Source organism: Streptomyces alkaliterrae (assembly GCF_007097205.2).
Taxonomy (GTDB): domain Bacteria; phylum Actinomycetota; class Actinomycetes; order Streptomycetales; family Streptomycetaceae; genus Streptomyces; species Streptomyces alkaliterrae.
Genome location: NZ_VJYK02000049.1, coordinates 1 through 24,350 on the forward strand (window position 1 = coordinate 1; position 24,350 = coordinate 24,350).

Consider the following 24,350-nt stretch of genomic DNA (forward strand, 5'->3'; position numbering starts at 1 on the left):
CCCGCAGGCACCGGCCGACCGCGCCGGTGCGCCCGGTGAGCAGCGCCAGCTGCCCGCGCGCGGCCCGATAGGCGAGCTGCCCGCCCAGGGCTCCGAGCAGCAGCGCCCCGAGCCGCGCCGCCCCGAGCCGCAGCGGGCCGAGGCGCCGCCGACCGACGAGCGCCGTCCCGGCTGGGCCGACGGCCCCGAAGGGCCGACCGAGGCACCTCGCAGCCGTACCGCCGACGAGACGCCGCGCGGCCACGAGGACTCGGAGAGCACCGGCGAATACAGTCGGCCCGGCTTCGCCGGCACGACCGCCGGCGGCCGTGACGGACGTGGCGAGCCGAACGGCCGCACCCCGTCGGCCGACCTCCGCGACGACACCACCGAGCTGGACATCCCCATCCCGGCCACCGCGACCGCCAACACCCGGACGCCCATCTTCGAGGAGATGGAGTCCAGTTGGTTCGCCGCGCGGGCCGGGGGCCGGGAGCAGCAGCCGGCGCCGGACACCACGCGGACGCAGCCGATGCCGCAGGTGCGCCAGCAGCCCGCGTCGCGACCGGCCGAGGGGCAGCCCGCCCCCCGCCCGAGCGGCGGCGCGCCCGCCCAGCGCAACGGCGCGAACTGGCAGGCCTCACCGAACGACGACCGTTGGCGTCGCGCCGAGCGGCTGCGCCAGCCGGCCGCCGGCGGTGTGACGACCTCAGGACTGCCGCGCCGGGTCCCCAGGGCCAACCTGGTGGAGGGCACCGCCCAGACGCAGTCCGCGCAGCCCGCCGGACCGCAGGTCTCGCGCGCCCCGGACGCTGTCCGCGGCCGTCTCACCAACCTCCGTCGAGGCATCCAGCAGGGCCGCCAGGCCGGCGGCACCGACAGCAACGACCGGGGCCTCGGCCCCACTCACCAGCAGGAGCGTTAGTTGAGTCCGATGAGCCAGGCGGCGCAGAACCTGAACTGGTTGATCACCAACTTCGTGGAGAACACCCCCGGGGTGTCGCACACGGTGGTGGTCTCCGCCGACGGCCTTCTCCTGGCGATGTCCGAGGGCTTCCCCCGGGACCGGGCCGACCAACTCGCGGCGGTCGCCTCCGGGTTGACCTCGCTGACCGCGGGTGCCTCACGTATCTTCGAGGGTGGGAGCGTCAACCAGACCGTCGTGGAGATGGAGCGCGGCTTCCTCTTCATCATGGCGGTCTCCGACGGCTCCTCGCTCGCGGTGCTCGCGCACCCGGAGGCCGACATCGGTCTTGTCGGCTACGAGATGGCTCTGCTGGTGGACCGGGCGGGCACCGTGCTCACGCCCGAGCTGCGCTCGGAACTCCAGGGAAGTCTTCTCAGCTAGCCCCATGCTCCCCCCCACACGAGCACGACCGTCCGTCTCGCCGATCTTCTGCCTCGCCGGAGGAGCCATGACCACCCCGCCCGCCTCACCCGGACCGTACGGTGCCGCTGATCATCATGCGTCGTACGACGACGGTGAGGGCGACCAGCCGTTGGTGCGCCCGTACGCCATGACCGGTGGGCGCACCCGGCCGCGTTACCAGCTCGCCATCGAGGCCCTGGTCAGCACGAGCGCCGACCCGGCACAGCTGCCGGGCCTGCTCCCCGAGCACCAGCGCATCTGCCACCTGTGCCGTGAGGTGAAGTCCGTCGCGGAGGTCTCCGCGCTGCTCGCCATCCCGCTGGGTGTCGCCCGGATCCTCGTCGCCGACCTCGCCGAGGCCGGCATGGTGGCCATCCACCAGCCCGGCGGCAACGCCGAGGCCGGTGGCGCGCCTGACGTGACACTGCTTGAAAGGGTGCTCAGTGGACTTCGGAAGCTCTAGCGGTGCGGCCCGCTCCACCACCTCCGCGAAGATCGTGGTGGCGGGCGGGTTCGGCGTGGGCAAGACGACCTTCGTGGGCGCCGTGTCGGAGATCAATCCGCTGCGTACCGAGGCCGTGATGACCTCCGCCTCCGCCGGGATCGACGACCTCTCCCACACCGGGGGCAAGACCACGACCACGGTGGCGATGGACTTCGGTCGCATCACCCTGGACGACGACCTGATCCTGTACCTGTTCGGTACGCCGGGTCAGGACCGGTTCTGGTTCATGTGGGACGACCTGGTGCGCGGTGCCATCGGCGCCGTCGTGCTGGTGGACACCCGCCGCCTGGCGGACTGCTTCCCGGCGGTGGACTACTTCGAGAACAGCGGCCTGCCGTTCGTGATCGCGCTGAACGGCTTCGACGGCCACCAGCCGTACAGCCCGGAGGAGGTCCGCGAGGCGCTGCAGATCGGACCGGACGCGCCGATCATCACCACCGACGCACGTCACCGCGCCGACGCCAAGACCGCGCTCATCCAGCTTGTGGAGCACGCGTTGCTGGCGCGACTGCGCTGATCAACGGCGCTCCACCGGTAAGCCGGTTGCGGACAGGGCAGGGCTTGTGAGCTATCACACGCCCTGCCCTCTTCCGCTTCATAACGGTTCGACAGAGATTCCATGGGGAAACCGAGGGTGTCGGACACATGACGCGAGCGTAGGTTCGCGCTGAGCGCAGATCGAGGGGTCTTTTATCCCTTGCTTACCGAGATGTCCGCCTCGCTGTTCCGTTGAGTACTTGTGATCTCACGTTCAAGTGTTTGGAATGCTCACTGTCGGCGTGCTGGAATTCGCTGAACTCAGCAGTAGTTATGGCACGTCGAGGCACGAGTGCCTACGCCGAGAGGGTTTGGTCGAGTGAGGCGAAGCAAGACGGCACCCCCGCCGCCGGAGTCGCGGGGCAACTTCACGCCGCCGCGCAGCGCGGCTTCACCGGCTGAGACACCCATGCCCACCGCGGAGTCGGCGGGCGGCAGGTTCGCTCCCCGCAACTGGCGGGTGGCCACCAGGCTGAACGCGATCCTGCTCATCCCGGTGCTGGTCGCCCTGCTGTTCGGCGGCTTCCGGGTGCAGTCGTCGATCGAGACGCTGGGCGAGGCGCAGGACGCCGAGGCGACCGCCGAACTCGTCCGGGCCGCCGCCGCCTACGGCAACGCTCTCCTCGACGAGCGTGACCGCAGCGCGGCACCGCTGCTGCGCGGCGAGACGGACTCCGCCGAGGTCGCCGAGGCCCGCAAGGCCACCGACGAGGCCAAGGACGCCTTCCACGCCGCCGCCGGCCGGGCGCCGAAGACCGCGAGCCTGAACCGCCGGCTCTCCCGCTTCGCCGAGGTCGAGCCGAAGCTGGAGGAGCTGCGCGCGAACGCCTACACCGCCAAGCTCAAGGGCGTCGACACCCAGCTCGCCTACGTCGAGGTCCAGCACCCGCTGATGAACCTCGCCAACGAACTGGGCCTGGGCACCGGCAACGTGACGTCCTACGGACGTACCGTCTACGCCATCTCGCTCGCGAACGCAGCCCAGTCGCTCACCCGCTCCATCGGCACCCAGCTGCTGGTCAAGCCCGGCCCGGGCGCCGCCGACAAGGCCGAGCAGGTCAAGGCCTTCTCCTCGTACATCTACCTGGAGAACATCGCGCTCAGCGAGTTCTTCTCCGCCGGCACCGAGGAGGACGGCAAGCGCCTGCGAGCGGACCTGGAAGCCCTTCAGGCCAAGAGCCAGGACGAGCTCGCCAAGGCGAAGGAGCAGGCCGAGGCCGCCGGTCAGGACTTCGTCTCGCCGCCCGCGATGCCGGTGATGGCCGAGCGCATCGGCTCGGGCCTCCGCCCCTCCGCCCTGCGCGAGCAGGGCATCACCGCCGAGGTCTGGTACCGCGCCACGACCGGCAAGTTCGACACCTACCGCGCGATCGAGCGCGACCTCGCCGACCGCGCGGTGCAGGAGGCCGGCGACATCGCCGCCGACGCCCGGCGTGAGGCGATCGTCAACTCGGTGATCGTGCTCGCCGCGCTGCTCATCGCCTTCGTGGTCGCCGGTCTGATGGCCCGGTCCATGAGCCGCAGCATGCACCGGCTGCGCAACGCCGCCTTCGACGTCGCCGAACAGCGCCTGCCGATGCTCGTCGACCAGCTCTCCCGCACCGAGCCCGGCAAGGTCGACACCCAGGTCAAGCCGATCCCGATCGACACCAAGGACGAGATCGGCGAGGTCGCCAGGGCGTTCGACCAGGTCCACCGCGAGGCCGTCCGGCTCGCCGCCGAACAGGCGCTGCTGCGTGGCAACGTCAACGCGATCTTCACCAACCTCTCCAGCCGGAACCAGGGCCTCATCGAGCGCCAGCTCGACCTGATCACCAACCTGGAGAACAACGAGGCCGACCCGGACCAGCTGGAGAACCTCTTCAAGCTGGACCACCTCGCGACGCGTATGCGCCGCAACGGCGAGAACCTGCTGGTCCTCGCGGGCGAGGAGCCCGGGCGCCGCTGGACGCAGCCCGTCCCGCTGGTCGACGTGATGCGCGCCGCCGCCTCCGAGGTGGAGAGTTACGAGCGCATCGAGATCTCCGGCGTCCCCGAGAGCGAGATCCACGGCTCCGTCGTGAACGACCTCGTGCACCTCCTCGCCGAGCTGCTGGAGAACGCCACCTCGTTCTCCTCCCCGCAGACGAACGTCAAGGTGACCGCGACCCGACTGCCCGACGGCCGGGTCATGATCGAGATCCACGACAAGGGCATCGGCCTCACCGCCGAGGACTTCGCCGACATCAACCACAAGCTGGCCGACCCGCCGACCGTGGACGCGGCGATCTCCCAGCGCATGGGTCTGTACGTGGTCGGCAGGCTGGCCGACCGGCACGGCATCCGCGTCCAGCTGCGCCCCTCCGGCGAGCAGGCCGGCACCACCTCCCTGGTCATGCTGCCCGAGGTGATCACCCACGGCGGTGGCGGCGACGAGGCGGAGAGCGGCGACTTCACCGTCTCCCGGATCGTGCCCGAGCAGCAGCAGGTCGAGCAGCAGCACGAGCAGCCCTACCTGGACCACCGCTCGGCGGCCGAACTCGGCTTCGACGACAGCCGCTACGGCTCGGTGCAGGTTCCCGACGACATATCATCGCTCGATCCGGTGGGCCGCTCGCTGCACCGCGAGGAGCGCCGCGCCGCGCTGGGCGCCGAGTCCGACGGCTACGGCCAGGAGGAACAGCAGCCGGGCCAGGAGCAGCAGAACGGCTACGAGCAGGACTACGACCAGCAGGACGGCTACGACCAGGGCTACGAGCAGCAGTCGGGCTACGACGGCCACGACGGTTACGAGCAGCGCACCGGGTACCAGCAGGACGGCGGCTACGACGGCTACCAGGCCGAGGCTTACCCGTCCGGCGGCGCCGCCCCGGACCACGGCTACGACCGGGGCGCCGATCCCGGCTACGGCACCGACAGCGACTACGGCCGCCAGCCGGACTACCAGGCCGAACCCGGTTACGGGCAGGGCTACCCGACCGGCGCGGAGCAGGGCTACGCGGGCTCGGGCTCGAGCTTCGACGCCTTCGGTCAGGGCGCCCCGTCCGGAGGCCGACCCGCCGAGGGCTACGCCGGTCAGGACGGCTACGGCTACCAGTCCCCGGAGACCGCCGACGGCTATCCGGCGGCCCAGGGCGACTACCGCACGTCGGACTACGACGCGACGGGCCCCGAGGCCGTGCCGGGCAGCCAGAACGGCCGCCCCGAGGCTGAAGCGGAATCCGGGCCCGTGGCTCCCGCTACCGGCGGGGAGCGCGTAGGCTTCGACCGTCCGGGCTCGTCCTCGTCCGTCCCCCCCTCTTTGACCAGCGCGGGTCTTCCGCGTAGGGAGAAGCGGGGAGTTCGGCCGGAGGGGCCGGGGCAGCCGCAGGCCCAGTCGCAAGCGGAATCCGGAGGCGGCGGGCAGCAGACCGACTCCGACAACGCCGACTGGCGCTCGGCGAACGACGAGCGCTGGGAGCGCGCGGAGAACGTCCGCGCTCCCAAGGCAGGCGGCACCACCACCTCCGGGCTGCCGCGTCGGGTGCCCAAGGCCAATCTGGTCGAGGGAACGGCGGAGCAGACCCCGCAGGGCGGACCCCAGGTCTCCCGTGCCCCGGAGGACGTCCGAGGCAGGTTGAGCAACCTGCACCGCGGTGTCCGCAGGGGACGCGGCGGCCAGGGCGGCAAGCAGAACGAACGGCCGGGCTTCGGTACCGGCAGCACCTACGATCAGGAGCGTTAGTGTGAGCCCGATGAGCCAGGCGGCGCAGAACCTGAACTGGTTGATCACCAACTTCGTGGAGAACACCCCCGGGGTGTCGCACACGGTGGTGGTCTCCGCCGACGGCCTTCTCCTGGCGATGTCCGAGGGGTTCCCCAGAGACCGAGCCGACCAGCTCGCCGCGGTGGCCTCCGGGCTGACGTCGCTGACCCAGGGGGCCTCGCGGATCTTCGAGGGTGGGAGCGTCAACCAGACCGTCGTGGAGATGGAGCGCGGCTTCCTCTTCATCATGGCGATCTCCGACGGCTCCTCGCTCGCGGTGCTCGCGCACCCCGAGGCGGACATCGGCCTCGTCGGCTACGAGATGGCTCTGCTGGTGGACCGGGCGGGCACCGTGCTCACGCCCGAGCTGCGCTCGGAACTCCAGGGAAGTCTTCTCAACTAACAAACAACCGGTGCGTATCGCGTCGCTGAGCCTTAGGGTGCGGGGACGCGAAACGTCACCAGGGGGCGTCTCCCCGGAGGCGCTTCTCGCACATCGGCAGTCGGAGGAGGAGACGTGACTACGCCCCCAGGCGGTCCGTACGGCAACGCGCACCAGCCGCAGCGCGACCCTCAGTACCAGCGCTACAACTTCCCTTCGACGCCCAGCCACCACCAGCAGGCGTCGCAGCCGCCGCGTCAGCGGCAACAGCCTCCCCAGGGCGGCGGCGGTTCGCGGCGTGACTCCGGAGGCTCCGGAGGCGGTAACTCGCAGCCGCTGGTACGGCCGTACGCGATGACCGGTGGCCGCACCCGGCCGCGCTACCAGCTCGCCATCGAGGCGCTGGTCAGCACGACCGCGGACCCCATGAAACTCCAGGGGCAGCTTCCGGAGCACCAGCGGATCTGCCGCCTGTGCATCGAGATCAAGTCCGTCGCGGAGATCTCCGCCCTCCTCTCCATCCCCCTCGGCGTTGCCCGGATCCTCGTCGCTGACCTGGCCGAGGCCGGACTCGTCGCCATTCATCAGCCCGGCGGTGACGAGGCCGCCGGTGGACAGCCTGACGTGACACTGCTTGAAAGGGTGCTCAGTGGACTTCGGAAGCTCTAGCGGTGCGGCCCGCTCCACCACCTCCGCGAAGATCGTGGTGGCGGGCGGGTTCGGCGTGGGCAAGACGACCTTCGTGGGCGCCGTGTCGGAGATCAATCCGCTGCGTACCGAGGCCGTGATGACCTCCGCCTCCGCCGGGATCGACGACCTCACCCACACCGGTGACAAGACCACGACCACGGTCGCGATGGACTTCGGTCGCATCACCCTCGACCAGGACCTGATCCTCTACCTGTTCGGTACGCCGGGTCAGGACCGGTTCTGGTTCATGTGGGACGACCTGGTGCGCGGTGCCATCGGCGCCGTCGTGCTGGTGGACACCCGCCGCCTGGCGGACTGCTTCCCGGCGGTGGACTACTTCGAGAACAGCGGCCTGCCGTTCGTGATCGCGCTGAACGGCTTCGACGGCCACCAGCCGTACAACCCGGACGAGGTCCGCGAGGCGCTGCAGATCGGCCCCGACACACCGATCATCACCACCGACGCACGTCACCGCGCCGACGCCAAGAGCGCGCTGATCACCCTGGTCGAGCACGCCCTGATGGCACGCCTGCGCTGAACGGCACGCCCTCTGGCGGCGGCTTTCCCCCTCTCTCCTCGGGCCGGTCGGTCCGGGGCGCCGGACGACGACCCGTCCGGAACGCCCCGGACCCGCCGGCCCGATACGCTGGAGCGTCAGGTTTCAGCAGGCCAGCACGTACGTGCTGCGCGCCGTACGTCAGTGAGGGGCGACACCACCCGTGCGCATCGCCAGATTTTCCATCGACGGCAACGTCGGCTTCGGGGTCCTGGAGGGAGACTCCGAGACCGAGGGCGGGCCCGCGCTCGACATCATCAAGGGCCACCCGTTCGCCGAGTTCGAGCGCTCCGGGCAGAAGGTCCCGCTGGACAAGGTGCGGCTGCTGCCGCCCGTCCTGCCCAGCAAGGTGGTCGCCGTCGGCCGCAACTACGCCGAGCACGCCAGGGAGCTCGGCAACACCGTGCCCGACACCCCGGTCGTCTTCTTCAAGCCCTCCACCTCGGTGGTCGGCCCCGACGACCCGGTCGGCTACCCGGCCTTCTCCGGCGAACTGCACCACGAGGCCGAACTGGCCGTGGTCATCGGGCGGATGTGCAGCCAGGTACCGCGCGAGCGGGCCCGGGACGTGATCCTCGGCTACACCTGCGCCAACGACCTGACCGCCCGCGACGTCCAGCGCAGCGAGGAGCAGTGGGCCCGCGCCAAGGGCTTCGACGGCTCCTGCCCGCTCGGCCCGTGGATCGAGACCGAGGTCGACCCGGCCGACCTCGCGATCATGTGCACCGTCAACGGGGCACAGCGGCAACTGGGCCGCACCAGCGAGATGGTCCGCTCCGTCGAGGAGCTGATCGTCCACATCACCGAGGCCATGACGCTGCTCCCGGGCGACGTCATCCTCACCGGCACCCCGGCGGGTGTCGGACCCCTCAACGTCGGCGACGAGGTCGCCGTCACCATCGAAGGCATCGGCACTCTCACCAACAAGGTGATCAAGCGTGGCTAGCGCAAGCACACCCGCCCCCGTGCGGGTCCGTTTCTGTCCGTCGCCGACCGGCAACCCGCATGTGGGACTGGTCCGCACGGCCCTCTTCAACTGGGCGTTCGCCCGCCACCACGGCGGCACGCTGGTGTTCCGCATCGAGGACACCGACGCCGCCCGCAACTCCGAGGAGTCCTACCGGCAGCTGCTGGACTCCATGCGGTGGCTCGGCCTCGACTGGGACGAGGGCCCCGAGGTCGGCGGTCCGCACGGGCCCTACCGCCAGTCGGAGCGGATGGACGTGTACACGGACGTCGCCGCCCGCCTGGAGGAGGCCGGCCACGCCTACCGCTGCTACTGCACCACCGAGGAGCTGGACGCGCGCCGGGAGGCTGCCAGGGCCGCCGGACGCCCCTCCGGCTACGACGGCCAGTGCAGGGACCTGACCGCCGAGCAGCGGGCCGCCTACGAGGCCGAGGGACGGAGCGCGATCGTCCGCTTCCGGATGCCGGACGAGACGATCACCTTCACCGACCTGGTGCGCGGCGAACTCACCTTCACCCCCGAGAACGTGCCGGACTACGGCATCGTGAGGGCCAACGGCGCGCCCCTGTACACCCTGGTGAACCCCGTCGACGACGCGCTGATGGAGATCACCCACGTACTGCGCGGCGAGGACCTGCTCTCCTCGACGCCGCGGCAGATCGCGCTGTACCGCGCGCTCGCCGAGATCGGTGTGGGAGCCGGCACCGTCCCGGAGTTCGGCCATCTGCCGTACGTGATGGGGGAGGGCAACAAGAAGCTCTCCAAGCGGGACCCGCAGTCCTCCCTCAACCTCTACCGGGAGCGCGGCTTCCTGCCCGCCGGTCTGCTCAACTACCTCTCGCTGCTGGGCTGGTCGCTGGCCGAGGACCGGGACATCTTCACCCTGGACGAGATGGTCGAGGCGTTCGAGATCGGCGCCGTCAACGCCAACCCGGCCCGCTTCGACCTCAAGAAGTGCGAGGCGATCAACGCCACGCACCTGCGGGAGATGCCGGTCGCCGAGTTCGTCGCCGCCTGCGAACCCTGGCTGCGTGAGCCGTACGCCACCTGGCGCCCGGAGGCCTTCGACCGAGCCGCCTTCGAGGAGTTGGCGCCGCTGGCCCAGACACGGCTCACCGTCCTGTCGGAGATCACGCAGAACGTCGACTTCCTCTTCCTGGACGAGCCGGTCCTCGACGAGGCCTCGTGGAAGAAGGCCATGAAGCCGGGCGCGGAGGAGATGTTGCGCACCGCCCGGGCGAAGTTGGCCGAGGCGGACTGGAACGCGGACGCGCTCAAGGGCGCGGTGCTCGCCGCCGGAGAGGAGCACGGGCTCAAGCTCGGCAAGGCGCAGGCGCCGGTGCGGGTCGCGGTGACCGGGCGCACGGTCGGGCTGCCGCTGTTCGAGTCCCTGGAGGTACTCGGCAGGGAGCGCACGCTGGCGCGCGTGGACGCGGCGCTGAAGAAGCTGGAGCAGGGCGGCTGATCCTCCGGGCTTCGGCCGGGGCTTCGGCACCTCGCCGAACGGCGGCAACGCCGGGTGGACCGCGTGGCGGCCCGCCCGGCGTTCGCCGTTCCGAACGGCCCGCCGGCCTCAGGGGATACCCGTTTTGGAGCACCGTCCACCATCAGGTAATGTTCTTCCTGTCGCCGAACGGGGCAGGCCGAAAGGCCGGAACCGGGAGGCGGACACTAGGACAGAAGCTCCACAGGAGCTTGCGTCTCAGTGGGCTATGGTGTAATTGGCAGCACGACTGATTCTGGTTCAGTTAGTCTAGGTTCGAGTCCTGGTAGCCCAGCGCGATCTTCGCTTCGCTTAGATCGATGCCCCCGTTGTGTAGCGGCCTAGCACGCCGCCCTCTCAAGGCGGTAGCGCCGGTTCGAATCCGGTCGGGGGTACTGACTCTCTCCGAGAGTCGCGATGGAGCCCCCGTTGTGTAGCGGCCTAGCACGCCGCCCTCTCAAGGCGGTAGCGCCGGTTCGAATCCGGTCGGGGGTACTCGATCGACGTCGGGCCCGGCACCTCACAGGTGCCGGGCCCGACGCGTTTCAGCCGTCCGCCGGTTCGGCCGGGACGTCGGGGTCGCCGTCCCCGGTCGTCGAGTAGCGGCGCCGGGACTCCTCGGCGTGGGCCATGCGCCGCAGGCTGAGCAGCACCGGTTCGTAGAGCACGGTCAGCGCCACGGCCGCCTCCAGCTGTGTGACGGGCGTCCCGATCGCGGCGATCATGTCCAGATCGCTGACGGCCAGCTCGGCGGCGAGCCGGCCGTAGGGGAGCAGGCTGGCGACGTCGCAGGGGTAGTCGAGCCGGCGCAGCGTCGCCACGGCGGTGACCAGGGACTCGCCGGCGGGATAGGACCGGTCCGAGGGCCACCCCAGCTCGCCCAGCAGGCCCTCGACCGTCTCCCGGGCCGCCGACACGTTCGGGTCGTCCGGGTCCTCCGGGGTCTGGTGCGGCAGTGAGCCGACCGCGATGCCGAGCCGCTCGTCCATGTCGAGAGCGGTGTCGTCGACGGCGCCCAGCACCTCCCTGGCCGTCGCCACCGGCACCCGGCCGACCTGGATCAACGCCCTGACCAGCCGCAGCCGGCGGAGATGGTCCTCGCCGTACTCGGACTGCGTCGCGGTGATCCGCTCGCCGGGCGGCAGCAGGCCTTCCCGCAGGTAGTACTTGATCGTCGCGGTGGATACTCCGCTCCGCTCGCTCAACTCGGCAAGCCGCATCGCGACCCTCCCGCTCCTCGCCACCCCGGCGCCGCTTCACCGGCAGGGGTGAACCTCGTGATTCCCTCTTGCGCTCCCGCTCGGAGAGTGTCACTATCCAAGCATGGATAGCGGCACTCTCCAAGGTGGGTGCCTGGGCAAAGGGGGACGTCGTGGGAGCTTCCGTCAACCAGGGCAGGACAACCGCCGCTGCCGAGGGGGAGATCACGGTCTTCCTCATCGGCATGCGGATCAACAACCTGCTCGCCCTGCGCAGCTGGTTCCCGGTGTTCCGGGCGATGCCCGGGATGCTGCGCGAGCTGTCGCAGGACAAGGAGAGCGGCCTGCTCGGCTACCGGGTGCTGCGGGGCGGCCTTCGGGACATCTACCTCGTTCAGTACTGGTCGTCGCACGAGAAGCTGCTGGCCTACGCCTCGGCGCCGGACCGGCGCCACCGCCCGGCGTGGGCGGCGTTCAACCGGCGGATACGGGCCGGGCGCGGCAAGGTCGGTTTCTGGCACGAGACGTACGTCGTGCCGCCGGGTCGCTACGAGTCGGTGTACGTGTCCATGCCGGCGTTCGGCCTCGGTGCGGCCACGGGCGTCATACCGGTCGGCCGGCGCGGCGAGACGGCCGCACAGCGCCTCGAGGCGCACGGTGCGTGAGCGCGGCGCTGCCGGAGGGCGCGCCGACGGCGCTGAGCGCACTGAGAACGCGTGAGGCCGCCCTGGCGCCGTCGTCCGGCGCCAGGGCGGCCTGGGGAGGTGTGCGGGCCTGGGGGCGTGCTTCGAAAGTCCCGTCTGGGCTGCGGCGTCTGCGGACGACGCCACTTTCCTAGCCGCGGCGGAGGGATTCCGACAGGCGGTTGGCGGCCTCGACGATGGCCTGGGCGTGCATCCGGCCGGGGTGGCGGGTGAGTCGTTCGATCGGGCCCGAGACGGACACGGCCGCGACGACGCGGTTCGACGGCCCGCGTACCGGCGCCGAGACGGAGGCGACGCCCGGCTCCCGCTCGCCCACCGACTGCGCCCAGCCGCGGCGCCGGACGCCGGAGAGCGCGGTGGCCGTGAAGCGCGCGCCCTGGAGGCCGCGGTGCAGCCTCTCCGGCTCCTCCCAGGCCATCAGCACCTGGGCGGCCGACCCGGCCTTCATCGGCAGTGTGGAGCCCACCGGCACGGTGTCCCGCAGGCCGGAGAGGCGCTCCGCGGCGGCCACGCAGATGCGCATGTCGCCCTGTCGGCGGTAGAGCTGGGCGCTCTCGCCCGTCACGTCCCGCAGGTGTGTCAGTACCGGTCCGGCCGAGGCGAGCAGCCGGTCCTCGCCGGCCGCCGCCGCCAGCTCGGACAGGCGCGGGCCGAGGATGAACCGGCCCTGCATGTCCCTCGCCACCAACCGGTGGTGTTCCAGGGCGACCGCCAGCCGGTGCGCCGTCGGGCGCGCCAGTCCGGTCGCTCCGACCAGTCCGGCGAGCGTGGCCGGACCGGACTCCAGAGCGCTCAGTACCAGAGCCGCTTTGTCGAGAACGCCCACTCCGCTCGAGGCGCCACCAGAGTTGTCCATGCGTCGATACTTGCGTCTCACATTACGAAACGCAAGTTCAATTCGGCTCGAAACCCGCCACGCTTGCATAACGGCCACCACCGCCAGCGAGGGGACGCGGTGGGCGGACGTCTCTGACAGGCCTCTAGACACGTGGTCGGCAACGCAGCCGGCTGGAGGGAATGCGATGGCACGGACACTCGCGGAGAAGGTATGGGACGACCACGTCGTCCGGCGTGCTGAGGGAGAGCCGGACCTCCTCTTCATCGATCTCCACCTGCTGCACGAGGTGACCAGCCCGCAGGCGTTCGACGGGCTGCGCAAGAACGGCCGCCAGGTCCGCAGGACCGACCTGACCATCGCGACCGAGGACCACAACACCCCGACCCTCGACATCGACAAGCCCATCGCCGACCCGGTCTCCCGGACCCAGTTGGAGACGCTGCGCAAGAACTGCGCGGACTTCGGCGTCCGGCTGCACCCGCTGGGCGACGTCGAGCAGGGCGTCGTGCACGTCGTCGGGCCGCAGCTGGGCCTGACGCAACCCGGCATGACGGTCGTCTGCGGAGACAGCCACACCTCCACCCACGGCGCGTTCGGCGCGCTGGCGTTCGGCATCGGCACCAGCCAGGTCGAGCACGTCCTGGCCACCCAGACGCTGCCCATGACGCCGTTCAGGACGATGGCGATCACGGTCAACGGCGAACTGCCCGAGGGGGTCACCGCCAAGGACCTGATCCTCGCGGTCATCGCCCGCATCGGTACCGGCGGCGGCCAGGGTTACGTCCTGGAGTACCGGGGCGAGGCCATCGAGAAGCTCTCGATGGAGGCCCGGATGACGGTGTGCAACATGTCGATCGAGGCCGGTGCCCGCGCCGGCATGATCGCGCCGGACGACACCACCTTCGCCTATCTGCGCGGTCGGGACCACGCCCCCGAGGGCGCCGACTGGGACGCGGCCGTCGCCTACTGGCGCACCCTGCGCACCGACGACGACGCGGTCTTCGACCGCGAGGTCGTCATCGACGCCGCCGAACTGTCGCCGTTCGTCACCTGGGGCACCAACCCCGGGCAGGGCGCGCCGCTGTCCGCCTCGGTGCCGGACCCGGCCTCCTTCGACAACCCCAGCGAGCGTCTGGCGGCCGAGAAGGCGCTGGAGTACATGGGGCTGACCGCCGGACAGCCGCTGCGCGAGGTCGCCGTGGACACGGTGTTCGTCGGCTCCTGCACCAACGGCCGTATCGAGGACCTGCGCTCGGCCGCGGAGGTGCTCTCCGGCCGGCGCGTCGCCGACGGGGTGCGGATGCTGGTGGTGCCCGGCTCGGTCCGGGTGGCGCTGCAGGCCGTCGAGGAGGGGCTGGACAAGGTGTTCACCGCCGCCGGGGCCGAATGGCGGCACGCGGGTTGCTCCATGTGCCTGGGTATGAACCCCGACCAGCTCGCCCCCGGTGAGCGCTCGGCGTCGACCTCGAACCGCAACTTCGAGGGCCGGCAGGGCAAGGGCGGCCGGACCCACCTGGTCTCGCCGCAGGTGGCCGCCGCCACCGCAGTTGTGGGCCGGCTGGCCGCGCCCGCAGACCTGACCGAAGTGACCGACGTAACCACGCCCGCGGGAGTCTGAACAGCCATGGAAGCCTTCACCACGCACACCGGCCGGGCGGTCCCGCTGCGTCGCAGCAACGTCGACACCGACCAGATCATCCCCGCGCACTGGCTGAAGAAGGTCACCCGGGACGGCTTCGAGGACGGCCTCTTCGAAGCCTGGCGCAAGGACGAGGAGTTCGTTCTGAACCGCCCCGAGCGGGCGGGCGCCACGGTGCTGGTCGCCGGCCCCGACTTCGGCACCGGCTCCTCCCGTGAGCATGCGGTCTGGGCGCTCCAGAACTACGGCTTCAAAACCGTCATCTCCTCCCGCTTCGCTGACATCTTCCGCGGCAACTCGCTGAAGAACGGCCTGCTCACCGTGGTGCTGCCGCAGGAGACGGTGGACGCGCTCTGGGAGCTGACCGAAGCCGACCCGACCGTGGAGGTGACGGTCGACCTGGTGGCCCGCAAGGTGCTGGCCCCGGGCGTCGAAGCGCCCTTCGAGTTGGACGAGAACGCCCGCTGGCGGCTCCTGGAGGGGCTGGACGACATCAGCATCACCCTCCGGCACGAGGACGACATCGCCGCGTACGAAGCCAACCGGCCGTCCTTCAAACCGCGGACGCAGGCCGCCTGACCGTCCCGTCCCGCGAAGCACCGGCCGCATGTTCGGCCCGAGCGGCGCCTCCACCCGGCCGGGTGGAGGCGCCGTTGCGCTGTCCGGGGTCAACTCCCTCGAATGGCGGTTCTGGTGGCTCGAACTCATCTTTGAGTCAGGGGAGTTGGCCGGTAATTGACTGGCGCCCCGCCGACCCGTTCCAATGGTCTCGGGCGAGTCGTTGGACCCTCGTGAGGCGACAACTCACCCCAGGTGGCACAATCGGTGCATGGAAGGCGACAGTCAACTCGAGCTGTACGAGGCCGTCGCCGCCCGTCTGAAGGAAGCGCACCGCAGGGTGCGCACCCTGCACATCCCGGAGAGTGAACGGGCGGTGCTCGCTCGCAGGCTGCTCGCCATCACGGCCGCGTCGAAGCAGGATCTGGCCGCGGCGGCGCGGCGACTGGATCGGCTGATGGAGGAGCTGGAAGACATAGCGGCAGGCCGCTTCCCCCCTGCGTGACCGGCAGTTCGTTGCGGCACAAGGGTGATTAGCCCGTTTCGTGTTTGATTTGCGGTATATATCTGCCTACCGTGCGAAAAAGCTTGAACACATTCGTTCCGGCAATGTCTCCGAAGGGGAAGACGTGAACAAGGCGCAGCTCGTTGAAGCGATCCAAGACAAGCTGGGTGGCCGCCAGCAGGCAGCCGACGCGGTCGACATCGTGCTGGACGCGATCGTCCGCGCGGTGTGCGCGGGCGAGCGGGTCTCCGTGACGGGTTTCGGCTCGTTCGAGAAGGTCGAACGCCCCGCCCGCTACGCCCGCAACCCGCAGACCGGTGAGCGTGTGCGGGTCAAGAAGACCTCGGTTCCGCGGTTCCGCGCGGGCCAGGGATTCAAGGACCTGGTCAGCGGCACCAAGAAGCTCCCGAAGAACGACGTGGCGGTCAAGAAGGCGCCCAAGGGCAGCCTCTCCGGCGGCACTTCGACCAAGAAGGCCGCCACCAAGAAGGCGGCCGCGAAGAAGGCGGCGGCCAAGAAGACCACCGCGAAGAAGACCACCGCGAAGAAGGCGACAGCCAAGAAGACCACCGCGAAGAAGACCACCGCCAAGAAGGCGACGGCCAAGAAGACCACCGCGAAGAAGACCACCGCCAAGAAGGCCCCGGCCAAGCGGGCCACCGCCAAGAAGGCACCGGCCCGCAAGACGACGGCGCGCAAGAGCACCGCGAAGAAGACCACCGCGCGCAAGCGCTGATCCGGACGGCGAGTGCGGCGCCGGACCTTCGTCGGGAGCCCGGCCCGCGGTCGCGTGCGGTCGGGCAAGGTCCCGCCCGACCGCCGGAGACCCACGCGCCACGGGTCGCGCCCGCACCGCCGTCCGGCCCGTCGCCCGCCGAGGGGCGCGCGAGGGGTGAGGCACTAGGCTCTGCCCCATGCAGGCCACCGCTTACACCTACGATCCGCAGACCAGGTCGGGCAGTGTGCTGCTCGACGACGGCACTCCGGTGCCGTTCGACGCCGCCGCCTTCGACGCCGGCGGTTTGCGTCTGCTCCGCCCCGGACAGCGGGTCCGCCTGGAGACCGAGGGTGAGGGCGAGAAGCTGCGCGTCACCCTGGTGACACTCCAGACGCTCTGACCGCGTCGACATCGCCGACGGCGCCCAGCGCGCCGAGTGTGTGGCCGCCCACGCCCAGTTCGCGCGCCGCCAGCAGGTCCTCACCGGTGTCCACGTCCTGACGCGCGCCCGGCACGTCGGGCAGCGGCAGTTCGACCGCCCCCGAGGCGAGGTGCCGCCGCCTCGACCGCGGGCCGAACGCCGGCCGCAACGCCACCTCGGGGCCGGCCGCCAGCAGCGTCGTCCCCGTCCCTGCGGCGTCCGCGAGGAAGGCCCGCGGCGCGGTCGCGGCGGCGACGAGCACCCGAGACAGCTCGATCGCCCGCAGCGCCGGGAGGTCCGCGTTGAGCGCCGCCACCGCACCGGCCGCCAGTTCCGAGCGGGCCCGCGCGGCCCCGTGGCGCAGCGCGGCGTTGAGTCCGCCGCCCACCACGTCGGGCACCACCCGCGCCCCCGCCTCGGCCAGGACACGCCCGGCGCGCACGTCGTCAGTGACCACCACCACAGCCCGCACCAGGGGACAGCGCAGCGCGGCGTCGACGGTGTCCTGTGCGAAGGCCAGCGCCAGCCGTGCCCGCGCCGACTCCCCGACTGAGGCGGACAGTCGACTCTTTGCCCTGGTCAGAGGCTTGAGGGGGACCACAAGCGTCCAGTCGCCCCCACTGCCCGTGCTCGTCTTGTACGGCATCACCCCCATTCTCACCCCCGCGTCCGGCCGGGGGTTACCGTGTCCTCGACAGCGTGACGGCTTGGGGCCACACTTGTGCGGTTGTCCCAGCGCACAGGGCAGCGCGCAGAGCAGCACGGTAAGAGGAGATGGTGTCCGGGTGTCGCGCCACAGAATCGGTTTCTGGTACCGCTTTGCCGCGGTAATCGCCAAACCGCCACTCCTTCTCCTCTTCAGGCGCGAGTGGTCCGGAATGGAGCACATTCCCCGGGACGGCGGCTTTATCGCCGTGGTCAATCACAACTCGTATCTCGACCCGCTGTCCTACGCCCACTTCCAGTACAACACCGGCCGCGTCCCGCGCTTCCTGGCCAAGGTCGGCCTGTTCAAGGGCGGCTTCGTGGGCTTCATGATGCGCAAGACGGGCCAGATCCCGGTGTACCGCGAGTCCGCGGACGCCATCGGGGCCTTCCGGGCGGCGGTCCAGGCCATCGGCAAGGGCGAGTGCGTGGTCTTCTACCCGGAGGGCACGCTGACCAGGGATCCCGAGCAGTGGCCGATGGTCGGCAAGACCGGCGCCGCGCGGGTGGCGCTGCTGACCCGGGCACCGGTCGTCCCGGTGGCACAGTGGGGCGCCAACGAGGCGGTGCCGCCGTACGCGAAGACCAAGCGGATCCGACTCTTCCCGCGCAAGACGCTGAAAGTACAGGCCGGTCCGCCGGTCGACCTCTCCGCCTACTACGACCGCGAGCCCACCGCCGAGGTGTTGCGTGAGGTGACGGAGGTCCTGATGGACGCCATCACCGAGCAACTGGCGGAGGTGCGCGGCGAACCCGTGCCCGCTGAAAGGTTCCAGTACCGCCGCACCCGCACCCGCCCGGAGGGCGGACCGGCCGACCCCGGCGCCGGGAACCACGCCGGGAACGGCGGGAACATCACCGCGCACAACGCCGGCGCGAAGGCCGAGAACGGCGCCGAGACCAAGGGAGAGAACGCGTGACCAGGGTGGCGGTATTCGGCAACGGGTCCTGGGGCACGGCGTTCGCGATGGTGCTCGCCGACGCCGGCTGCGAGGTGGCGCTGTGGGGCCGCCGCACCGAACTGGCCGACACGATCAACAGCACCCGCGTCAACCCGGACTACCTTCCCGGAGTTCGGCTGCCGGACGCGGTGCAGGCCACCGCCGACCCGGCGCAGGCCGCGCGGGACGCGGAGTTCACCGTCCTGGCCATCCCCTCCCAGACGCTGCGCGACAACCTCGCGCACTGGCGGCCGCTGCTTCCGGCCGACACCGTGCTCGTCTCGCTGATGAAGGGCATCGAACTCGGCACCGCCAAACGGATGAGCGAGGTGATCGCGGAGGTCGCCGACGCCCCCGAGGACCGCATCGCGGTGCTCTCCGGTCCCAACCTGGCCCGGGAGATCGCCGACCGCCAGCCCGCCGCCTCGGTGGTGGCCTGTCGTGACGAGCAGGTCGCCCGCCGCCTCCAGGCCGCCTGTCACACCCCGTACTTCCGTCCGTACACCAACACCGACGTCGTCGGCTGCGAACTCGGCGGCGCCGTGAAGAACGTCATCGGCCTGGCGGTGGGCATCGCGGACGGCATGGGCCTGGGCGACAACGCCAAGGCGTCGCTCATCACCCGGGGGCTGGCCGAGACCAGCCGGCTGGGCGCCGCGCTCGGCGCGGACCCGGCCACCTTCGCCGGTCTCGCCGGCATGGGCGACCTGGTGGCGACCTGCTCCTCGCCGCTCTCCCGCAACCACACCTTCGGCACCAACCTGGGCCGGGGTATGACGCTGGAGGAGACCATCGCGGTCACCCGGCAGACCGCCGAGGGCGTCAAGTCCTGCCAGTCGGTCCTCGACCTCGCCACTCGCCACGGCGTGGAGATGCCCATCACCGAGACCGTCGTGAACATCGTCCACCTGGGCAAGCCGCCGCTGGTGGCGCTCAAGGAGCTGATGTCGCGCAGCGCGAAGGCCGAGGGCGCCTGACCCCCGGGCCCGCGGCCGACAGACCGGGCCGGGAGCCCAGCGGCAGCCGGGACGGCAGCCGACGGTGACCGGTCCGGCACGGCGAGAGAGCGTCGCCGCGCGAGTCGTGCCGCGCCTGCGGTACCCGACGGTACAGGCGGTAATCTCGTCGCGATGAGCACGACTTACGCCTCCAGCCAGCCGTCCAAGCCGCGTGTCGCCGTCGTCTTCGGCGGCCGCAGCTCAGAGCACGGGATCTCGGTGGTCACCGCCGGCGCCGTCCTGCGCGCGATCGACCGCACCAGGTACGACGTGCTGCCGATCGGTATCACCGCCGACGGCCGCTGGGTGCGCGCGGTCGACGACGCCGAACGGATGTCGATCAGGGGCAGCGAGCTCCCGGACGTGGCGCAGCTCTCCGACGGCGGCCCCGGCGGGGTGCTGCTACCGCTCGACCCGGCCGGCCGCGAGGTCGTCCACAGCAGGCCCGGCGAGGTCCCCGAGGTGCTGGGCGAGGTCGACGTCGTCTTCCCCGTGCTGCACGGCCCCTACGGCGAGGACGGCACCATCCAGGGAATGCTGGAGCTGTCCGGCGTGCCCTACGTCGGCTCGGGCGTGCTCGCCAGCGCGGTCGGCATGGACAAGGAGTACATGAAGCGGGTCCTGGCCTCCTACGGGCTGCCGGTCGGCCCGTACGAGGTGATCCGGCCGCGTGAGTGGGAGCAGGACGCCTCCGGCGCCCGCAAGAAGGTCGTGGACTTCGCCGCCGAGCACGGCTGGCCGGTCTTCGTGAAGCCCGCCCGGGCCGGCTCCTCGATGGGCATCACCAAGGTCGACGACCTCACCGGGCTCGACGAGGCCGTCGAGGAGGCGCGCCGCCACGACCCGAAGATCCTCGTCGAGGCGCTGCTCAGTGGCCGGGAGATCGAGTGCGGCGTGCTGGAGTTCGGAGACGGGCCGCGCGCCAGCGTGCCCGCCGAGATCCCGGCGCCGGGAACCGGGACGGGCCACGACTTCTACGACTTCGAGGCCAAGTACATCAACGCCTCCGCCGGGATCGTGCCGGCGCCGCTCACCGCCGAGGAGACCGCCGAGGTGCAGCGGCTCGCGGTGGCCGCGTTCGAGGCGGTCTCCTGCGAGGGGCTGGTGCGCGCCGACTTCTTCCTGCTGGAGGACGGCCGCTACGTGATCAACGAGATCAACACCATGCCCGGCTTCACCCCCATCTCCATGTACCCGCAGATGTGGGAGAAGTCCGGCGTGTCCTACCCGGAACTGGTCGACCGGCTGATCCAGAGCGCCCTGCACCGGCCCACCGGTCTGCGCTGAACGGGCCGCCGCCCGCGCGCCGTTGTGACGGGCGGGCGGCGCCCTCGCCCTCGGGCCGCCGTGCCCGGGGGCTGTAGTCTTCACTGCCGGGCGTCGGCGCCGCTCGGGCACACGGGGAGCTACAGATGAACGACCGGGCAGGTCAGAGTGCGGGTGATGCCGTCCACCTGCTGGACCTTGGCGACCACCAGCCGGCCGAGCTCGTCGACCGTGTCCGCCTCCGCGCGCACGATGACGTCGTAGGGGCCGGTGACGTCCTCGGCCTGGATCACTCCGGGAATCGTCCCGATGACCTCGGCGACCGTCGACGCCTTGCCGACCTCGGTCTGGATCAGGATGTAGGCCTGTACCACGGGACCTCCAGGGCGGCTTCGAGGATCATGGGAGGAGAAGGGACGCCACGGTACCGCGTCGTCACCCGTCGCGGCGAGTCCCGTCACCGCTTGTCGTACGGCGCGTCGACCCCGCCCGCCCGCACGACCGGGGCGGACCACCGCGCCGCCGCCGTCCGAACCGGTCCGCGCACCGCCGGACCCCCGTACGCGCGCCGCAGAGCCGAGCGCGCCGCACAACCGCGCGCACACCACAGAGCCGAAAGGGCAGACGGATGCTGAGTTCCACCGGGGGGCACCCCCGGACTCCCGAGACGGTCGGTGAACTCGGTGAGTTCGGCCTGATCCGGGAGCTGACCTCCCGCATCGACGCCACTCCGGCCGTACGGCTCGGCCCCGGCGACGACGCGGCCGTGATCGCCGCGCCGGACCGCCGGGTGGTGGCCAGCACCGACATCCTGCTGGAGGGACGGCACTTCCGCCGGGACTGGTCCACCGCCTACGACGTGGGCCGCAAGGCCGCCGCGCAGAACCTCGCGGACATCGCGGCCATGGGGGCGGTGCCGACCGCGCTGCTGCTCGGCCTGGTCGTCCCCGCCGACCTGCCGGTGACCTGGCCGGCGGAGCTGATGGACGGCATCAGCGACGAGTGCCGGGTGGCCGGCTCGGCGGTGGCGGGCGGGGACGTCGTACGCGGCGAGACGATCACCGTCTCCATCACCGCGCTCGGCGACCTCCAGGGCCGGGAGCCGGTGACCAGGGGCGGCGCCCGGCCCGGCGACGTCGTCGCGGTGACCGGCTGGCTCGGCTGGTCGGCCGCCGGCCACGCCGTGCTCGCCCGGGGCTTCCGCTCACCGCGGGCGTTCGTCGAGGCACACCGCAGACCTGAGCCGCCCTACGACGCGGGCCCGGCCGCCGTCGACCTCGGCGCCACCGCCATGACCGACGTGAGCGACGGCCTGATCGCCGACCTCGGCCACATCGCCGACGCCAGCAGGGTGCGGATCGACGTGCGCTCGGCGGACTTCGACGTGCCCGCCCAGATGCAGGACATCGGCCAGGCGGTGGGCGTCGACCCGCTCCAGTGGGTGCTCACCGGCGGCGAGGACCACGCGATCGTCGCGACGTTCCCGCCCGACCGCAAACTGCCCGCCCGCTGGCGCCGCGTCGGGGAGGTGCTGCACCCCTCGGCGCAGTCCCGGGTGACCGTCGACGGCGCCCCCTGGGACCGCGCGGGCGGCTGGGACCACTTCGGAGGAGACTCGTGACCACCGCGGAAACCGCCACCCGCCCGGTGCGGGTCCTCACCGTGGCCGGCTCGGACTCCGGCGGCGGCGCCGGAATCCAGGCCGACCTGAAGACCATGCTGGCGCTCGGAACCCACGGCATGAGCGTGCTCACCGCCGTCACCGCCCAGAACTCCCTGGGGGTCCAGGGCGCCTGGGAACTACCGCCGGAGGCCGTCCGCGCCCAGTTCCGCAGCGTCGTGGACGACATCGGCGTCCAAGCCGTCAAGACCGGCATGCTCGCCTCCCGGGAACTGGTGGAGACCGTCGCCGAACTGCTCGCCGACCTCGACGTCCCGGTGGTGGTCGACCCGGTCGGCGTCTCCAAGCACGGCGATCCGCTGCTCGCGGTGAGCGCGCTGGACGCCGTCCGCACCCGGCTGCTGCCGAACGCCACCGTGGCCACGCCCAACCTGGACGAGGTCGAACAGCTCACCGGGGTCCGGGTGACCGGCGAACGCGACCTGCCGGCGGCGGCCGAGGCGGTCCTGGAACTGGGCCCCCGCTGGGCGCTGATCAAGGGCGGCCACCTCGCAGGCGACGCCGTCGACCTGCTCACCGACGGCACCACCGAGCACTGGCTGCGCGCCCCCCGGCACCCCAACCGGCACACCCACGGCACCGGCTGCACGCTCGCCAGCGCGACCGCCGCCGAACTCGCCAAGGGCGCGGCGGTCCCGGAGGCGGTCGCCGCCGCCAAGGAGTACGTCACGGGCGCCATCCGCGCCGGGTTCGCCCTCGGCGCCGGGATCGGCCCGGTCCACCACGGCTGGCGCACCGCCCGCTGACCCCTCCGCCACCGGACCCGCCGCGGCCGGCGCGACGCCATCGGCGCCACCCGCTCGCCGCCCCCGGACATGCGCGAAGAGCCGGCCCACCAGAGGTGGACCGGCTCTTCAGCGACCGGCGAGGCCGCGCTGCGGAAACCGCGTCAGCGCGAGACCTTCCCGGCCTTGATGCACGAGGTGCAGACATTGAGGCGCTTCGGCGTCCGACCGACCACGGCACGCACGCGCTGGATGTTGGGGTTCCAGCGACGGGGGGTGCGGCGGTGCGAGTGGGAGATGCTGTTGCCGAAGCCCGGCCCCTTGCCGCAGACGTCGCAGTTGGCAGCCACGGGTCACTCCAAAGACTTCAGATGCACGTACGGTGAATCCCGGACGAAGCTGGATTGCCACCCGCAAGACCTCGGGGGGACCACCGGCTGCGCCAGAGAGGAAAACCTGACTTCTGTCAGGCAACCGGAGAAGCATACAACGGCCGCGGTCGAACATCGAAATCAGCCCGTTTCCGCCCGCCGGGACCGGGCCTGCGCCGTCGGCCCGGTGCCGTGCGGCGGGCCGCGCGGCTAGGGTCTGTCCGCCGGACAGGCCCCTGTCCGGACCAGACCGCTCAAGGAGGCCCCTCCGTGCTGCACCCGCTCGACGCCGCCGCGGTGCGCACCTGGTGCGCCCAGGCCCTGGACTCCCTGGGCCGGGCCCGCGAGACGATCGACGCGATCAACGTCTACCCGGTCGCGGACGCGGACACCGGCACGAACCTCTACCTGACGGTCGAGTCCGCCGCCCAGGCGGTGGAGGCCGCCGCGGCCGGCGATCCGACGACCGTGGAGGCCGTCAACGCCATGGCGCACGGCGCGCTGATCGGGGCGCGCGGCAACTCCGGCACGATCCTCGCCCAGCTGCTCCGCGGCATGGCCGAGGTGGTGGGGGAGGGCGGCGATCTGGCGACCGCGCTACGGCGGGCCGCCCGCTCCGCCAACGCGGCCGTCGCACACCCGGTCGCCGGCACGATCCTCACCGTCGCCGCGGCCGCCGCCGACGCCGCGGAGGTCGCCGCGACGGACGACGCGGACCCGGCCGTCGTCTCCAGGGCGGCCTGGGCCGGCGCCCGCCGAGCCCTCGCGGAGACCCCGGAACAGCTCGGCGTCCTCGCCGACGCCGGTGTCGTCGACGCAGGCGGCTACGGACTGGTGGCCGTCCTGGGCGCGCTGGTCACCGCGCTGACCGGGGAACGCACCCCGCCGC

The 24,350-nt window shown here is 71.4% G+C and carries 26 protein-coding genes, 3 tRNA genes and 1 pseudogene; 25 read left to right on the plus strand and 5 right to left on the minus strand.

The genetic code is table 11. The features are described 5' to 3' along the window. The 13 genes and pseudogenes from FNX44_RS27915 to FNX44_RS07010 form a co-directional block, all read left to right on the plus strand. Positions 1 to 904 (plus strand): annotated as a pseudogene (locus tag FNX44_RS27915) (histidine kinase); the annotation flags it as partial. A 9-nt stretch (positions 905 to 913) separates the two neighbouring features. Beyond that, positions 914 to 1,327 carry a roadblock/LC7 domain-containing protein gene (locus FNX44_RS06955; protein ID WP_143647120.1) on the plus strand — a complete coding sequence of 138 codons (414 nt, stop codon included), beginning with the start codon at positions 914 to 916 and terminating at the stop codon, positions 1,325 to 1,327. Between the two features lie 67 nt (positions 1,328 to 1,394). Next, entirely contained in the window at positions 1,395 to 1,811 is a 417-nt protein-coding gene (locus tag FNX44_RS06960) for a DUF742 domain-containing protein (protein WP_143647097.1), read from the plus strand. Beyond that, positions 1,792 to 2,370: a GTP-binding protein gene (locus FNX44_RS06965; protein ID WP_143647098.1), complete on the plus strand. Its 579-nt coding sequence runs from the start codon at positions 1,792 to 1,794 to the stop codon at positions 2,368 to 2,370. The genes FNX44_RS06960 and FNX44_RS06965 overlap by 20 nt, the downstream gene beginning before the upstream one ends. 339 nt (positions 2,371 to 2,709) lie before the next feature. Continuing rightward, positions 2,710 to 6,093 (plus strand): nitrate- and nitrite sensing domain-containing protein, encoded by a 3,384-nt coding sequence (locus FNX44_RS06970; RefSeq protein ID WP_143647099.1) that lies wholly within the window; start codon positions 2,710 to 2,712, stop codon positions 6,091 to 6,093. Between the two features lie 10 nt (positions 6,094 to 6,103). Then, on the plus strand, positions 6,104 to 6,517 hold the full coding sequence (locus FNX44_RS06975; protein ID WP_143647100.1) for a roadblock/LC7 domain-containing protein: 414 nt from the start codon (positions 6,104 to 6,106) through the stop codon (positions 6,515 to 6,517). Positions 6,518 to 6,631: 114 nt separating this feature from the next. Further along, complete coding sequence (locus FNX44_RS06980) at positions 6,632 to 7,165, plus strand: DUF742 domain-containing protein (protein WP_143647101.1); 534 nt, start codon at positions 6,632 to 6,634, stop codon at positions 7,163 to 7,165. Further along, positions 7,146 to 7,724, plus strand: a complete 579-nt coding sequence (locus tag FNX44_RS06985; protein ID WP_143647102.1) for a GTP-binding protein — start codon at positions 7,146 to 7,148, stop codon at positions 7,722 to 7,724. Before FNX44_RS06980 ends, FNX44_RS06985 begins: the two co-directional genes overlap by 20 nt. A gap of 181 nt (positions 7,725 to 7,905) precedes the next feature. Further along, positions 7,906 to 8,688, plus strand: coding sequence for a fumarylacetoacetate hydrolase family protein (locus FNX44_RS06990; RefSeq protein WP_143647103.1), 783 nt, complete (start codon positions 7,906 to 7,908; stop codon positions 8,686 to 8,688). Further along, positions 8,681 to 10,174, plus strand: coding sequence for a glutamate--tRNA ligase (gene gltX, locus FNX44_RS06995; RefSeq protein ID WP_143647104.1), 1,494 nt, complete (start codon positions 8,681 to 8,683; stop codon positions 10,172 to 10,174). The genes FNX44_RS06990 and gltX overlap by 8 nt, the downstream gene beginning before the upstream one ends. Before the next feature lie 241 nt (positions 10,175 to 10,415). Beyond that, positions 10,416 to 10,487, plus strand: a tRNA-Gln gene (locus FNX44_RS07000). 27 nt (positions 10,488 to 10,514) lie between these two features. Then, a tRNA-Glu gene (locus FNX44_RS07005) sits at positions 10,515 to 10,587 on the plus strand. A gap of 27 nt (positions 10,588 to 10,614) precedes the next feature. After that, positions 10,615 to 10,687 (plus strand) — tRNA-Glu (locus FNX44_RS07010). Between the two features lie 50 nt (positions 10,688 to 10,737). Here the strand turns inward: FNX44_RS07010 and FNX44_RS07015 are convergent. Next, positions 10,738 to 11,412, minus strand: coding sequence for a MerR family transcriptional regulator (locus FNX44_RS07015; RefSeq protein ID WP_143647105.1), 675 nt, complete (start codon positions 11,410 to 11,412; stop codon positions 10,738 to 10,740). A 152-nt stretch (positions 11,413 to 11,564) separates the two neighbouring features. Here FNX44_RS07015 and FNX44_RS07020 point away from each other — a divergent pair, with 152 nt between their 5' ends. Further along, positions 11,565 to 12,056, plus strand: a complete 492-nt coding sequence (locus FNX44_RS07020; protein WP_143647106.1) for a DUF4188 domain-containing protein — start codon at positions 11,565 to 11,567, stop codon at positions 12,054 to 12,056. Between the two features lie 169 nt (positions 12,057 to 12,225). Here the strand turns inward: FNX44_RS07020 and FNX44_RS07025 are convergent, their stop codons facing one another. After that, positions 12,226 to 12,951, minus strand: coding sequence for an IclR family transcriptional regulator (locus tag FNX44_RS07025; RefSeq protein WP_143647107.1), 726 nt, complete (start codon positions 12,949 to 12,951; stop codon positions 12,226 to 12,228). A gap of 166 nt (positions 12,952 to 13,117) precedes the next feature. Between FNX44_RS07025 and leuC the strand changes: the two genes are divergently transcribed. From leuC to FNX44_RS07050, 5 genes are all read left to right on the plus strand, one after another. Then, positions 13,118 to 14,551: a 3-isopropylmalate dehydratase large subunit gene (gene leuC / locus FNX44_RS07030; protein ID WP_143647108.1), complete on the plus strand. Its 1,434-nt coding sequence runs from the start codon at positions 13,118 to 13,120 to the stop codon at positions 14,549 to 14,551. A 6-nt stretch (positions 14,552 to 14,557) separates the two neighbouring features. Next, positions 14,558 to 15,151, plus strand: a complete 594-nt coding sequence (gene leuD / locus FNX44_RS07035; RefSeq protein WP_143647109.1) for a 3-isopropylmalate dehydratase small subunit — start codon at positions 14,558 to 14,560, stop codon at positions 15,149 to 15,151. A 250-nt stretch (positions 15,152 to 15,401) separates the two neighbouring features. Beyond that, complete coding sequence (locus FNX44_RS07040) at positions 15,402 to 15,635, plus strand: SCO5555 family protein (RefSeq protein ID WP_143647110.1); 234 nt, start codon at positions 15,402 to 15,404, stop codon at positions 15,633 to 15,635. Positions 15,636 to 15,759: 124 nt separating this feature from the next. Next, complete coding sequence (locus tag FNX44_RS07045) at positions 15,760 to 16,371, plus strand: HU family DNA-binding protein (protein ID WP_143647111.1); 612 nt, start codon at positions 15,760 to 15,762, stop codon at positions 16,369 to 16,371. A 178-nt stretch (positions 16,372 to 16,549) separates the two neighbouring features. Further along, the gene (locus FNX44_RS07050; protein WP_143647112.1) at positions 16,550 to 16,753 is read left to right on the plus strand and encodes a hypothetical protein; all 204 of its coding nucleotides are present in this window, start codon (positions 16,550 to 16,552) and stop codon (positions 16,751 to 16,753) included. Here FNX44_RS07050 and cofC read toward each other — a convergent pair. After that, positions 16,725 to 17,429: a 2-phospho-L-lactate guanylyltransferase gene (gene cofC, locus FNX44_RS07055; protein WP_143647113.1), complete on the minus strand. Its 705-nt coding sequence runs from the start codon at positions 17,427 to 17,429 to the stop codon at positions 16,725 to 16,727. The genes FNX44_RS07050 and cofC overlap by 29 nt on opposite strands. 130 nt (positions 17,430 to 17,559) lie before the next feature. On the opposite strand from cofC, the gene FNX44_RS07060 reads away from it, so the two are divergent. The 3 genes from FNX44_RS07060 (at position 17,560) to FNX44_RS07070 (ending at position 20,705) form a co-directional block, all read left to right on the plus strand. Continuing rightward, the gene (locus FNX44_RS07060; protein ID WP_143647114.1) at positions 17,560 to 18,399 is read left to right on the plus strand and encodes a lysophospholipid acyltransferase family protein; all 840 of its coding nucleotides are present in this window, start codon (positions 17,560 to 17,562) and stop codon (positions 18,397 to 18,399) included. Beyond that, on the plus strand, positions 18,396 to 19,397 hold the full coding sequence (locus FNX44_RS07065; protein ID WP_143647115.1) for an NAD(P)H-dependent glycerol-3-phosphate dehydrogenase: 1,002 nt from the start codon (positions 18,396 to 18,398) through the stop codon (positions 19,395 to 19,397). Before FNX44_RS07060 ends, FNX44_RS07065 begins: the two co-directional genes overlap by 4 nt. A gap of 153 nt (positions 19,398 to 19,550) precedes the next feature. Further along, positions 19,551 to 20,705 (plus strand): D-alanine--D-alanine ligase family protein, encoded by a 1,155-nt coding sequence (locus FNX44_RS07070; protein ID WP_143647116.1) that lies wholly within the window; start codon positions 19,551 to 19,553, stop codon positions 20,703 to 20,705. A 119-nt stretch (positions 20,706 to 20,824) separates the two neighbouring features. Here the strand turns inward: FNX44_RS07070 and FNX44_RS07075 are convergent, their stop codons facing one another. After that, a complete protein-coding gene (locus FNX44_RS07075; protein ID WP_143647117.1) occupies positions 20,825 to 21,058 on the minus strand; it encodes an Lrp/AsnC family transcriptional regulator in 234 nt (77 codons plus the stop codon). A gap of 254 nt (positions 21,059 to 21,312) precedes the next feature. On the opposite strand from FNX44_RS07075, the gene FNX44_RS07080 reads away from it, so the two are divergent. Together FNX44_RS07080 and thiD are read left to right on the plus strand one after the other, a co-directional pair. Further along, positions 21,313 to 22,305: a thiamine-phosphate kinase gene (locus FNX44_RS07080; RefSeq protein ID WP_143647118.1), complete on the plus strand. Its 993-nt coding sequence runs from the start codon at positions 21,313 to 21,315 to the stop codon at positions 22,303 to 22,305. Further along, positions 22,302 to 23,111 (plus strand): bifunctional hydroxymethylpyrimidine kinase/phosphomethylpyrimidine kinase, encoded by an 810-nt coding sequence (gene thiD, locus FNX44_RS07085; protein WP_323369103.1) that lies wholly within the window; start codon positions 22,302 to 22,304, stop codon positions 23,109 to 23,111. Before FNX44_RS07080 ends, thiD begins: the two co-directional genes overlap by 4 nt. Before the next feature lie 143 nt (positions 23,112 to 23,254). Here the strand turns inward: thiD and rpmB are convergent, their stop codons facing one another. Further along, complete coding sequence (gene rpmB, locus FNX44_RS07090; RefSeq protein ID WP_028426177.1) at positions 23,255 to 23,440, minus strand: 50S ribosomal protein L28; 186 nt, start codon at positions 23,438 to 23,440, stop codon at positions 23,255 to 23,257. 291 nt (positions 23,441 to 23,731) lie between these two features. On the opposite strand from rpmB, the gene FNX44_RS07095 reads away from it, so the two are divergent. Next, on the plus strand, positions 23,732 to 24,350 hold a 619-nt coding region (locus tag FNX44_RS07095; RefSeq protein WP_143647119.1), incomplete at its 3' end, for a DAK2 domain-containing protein.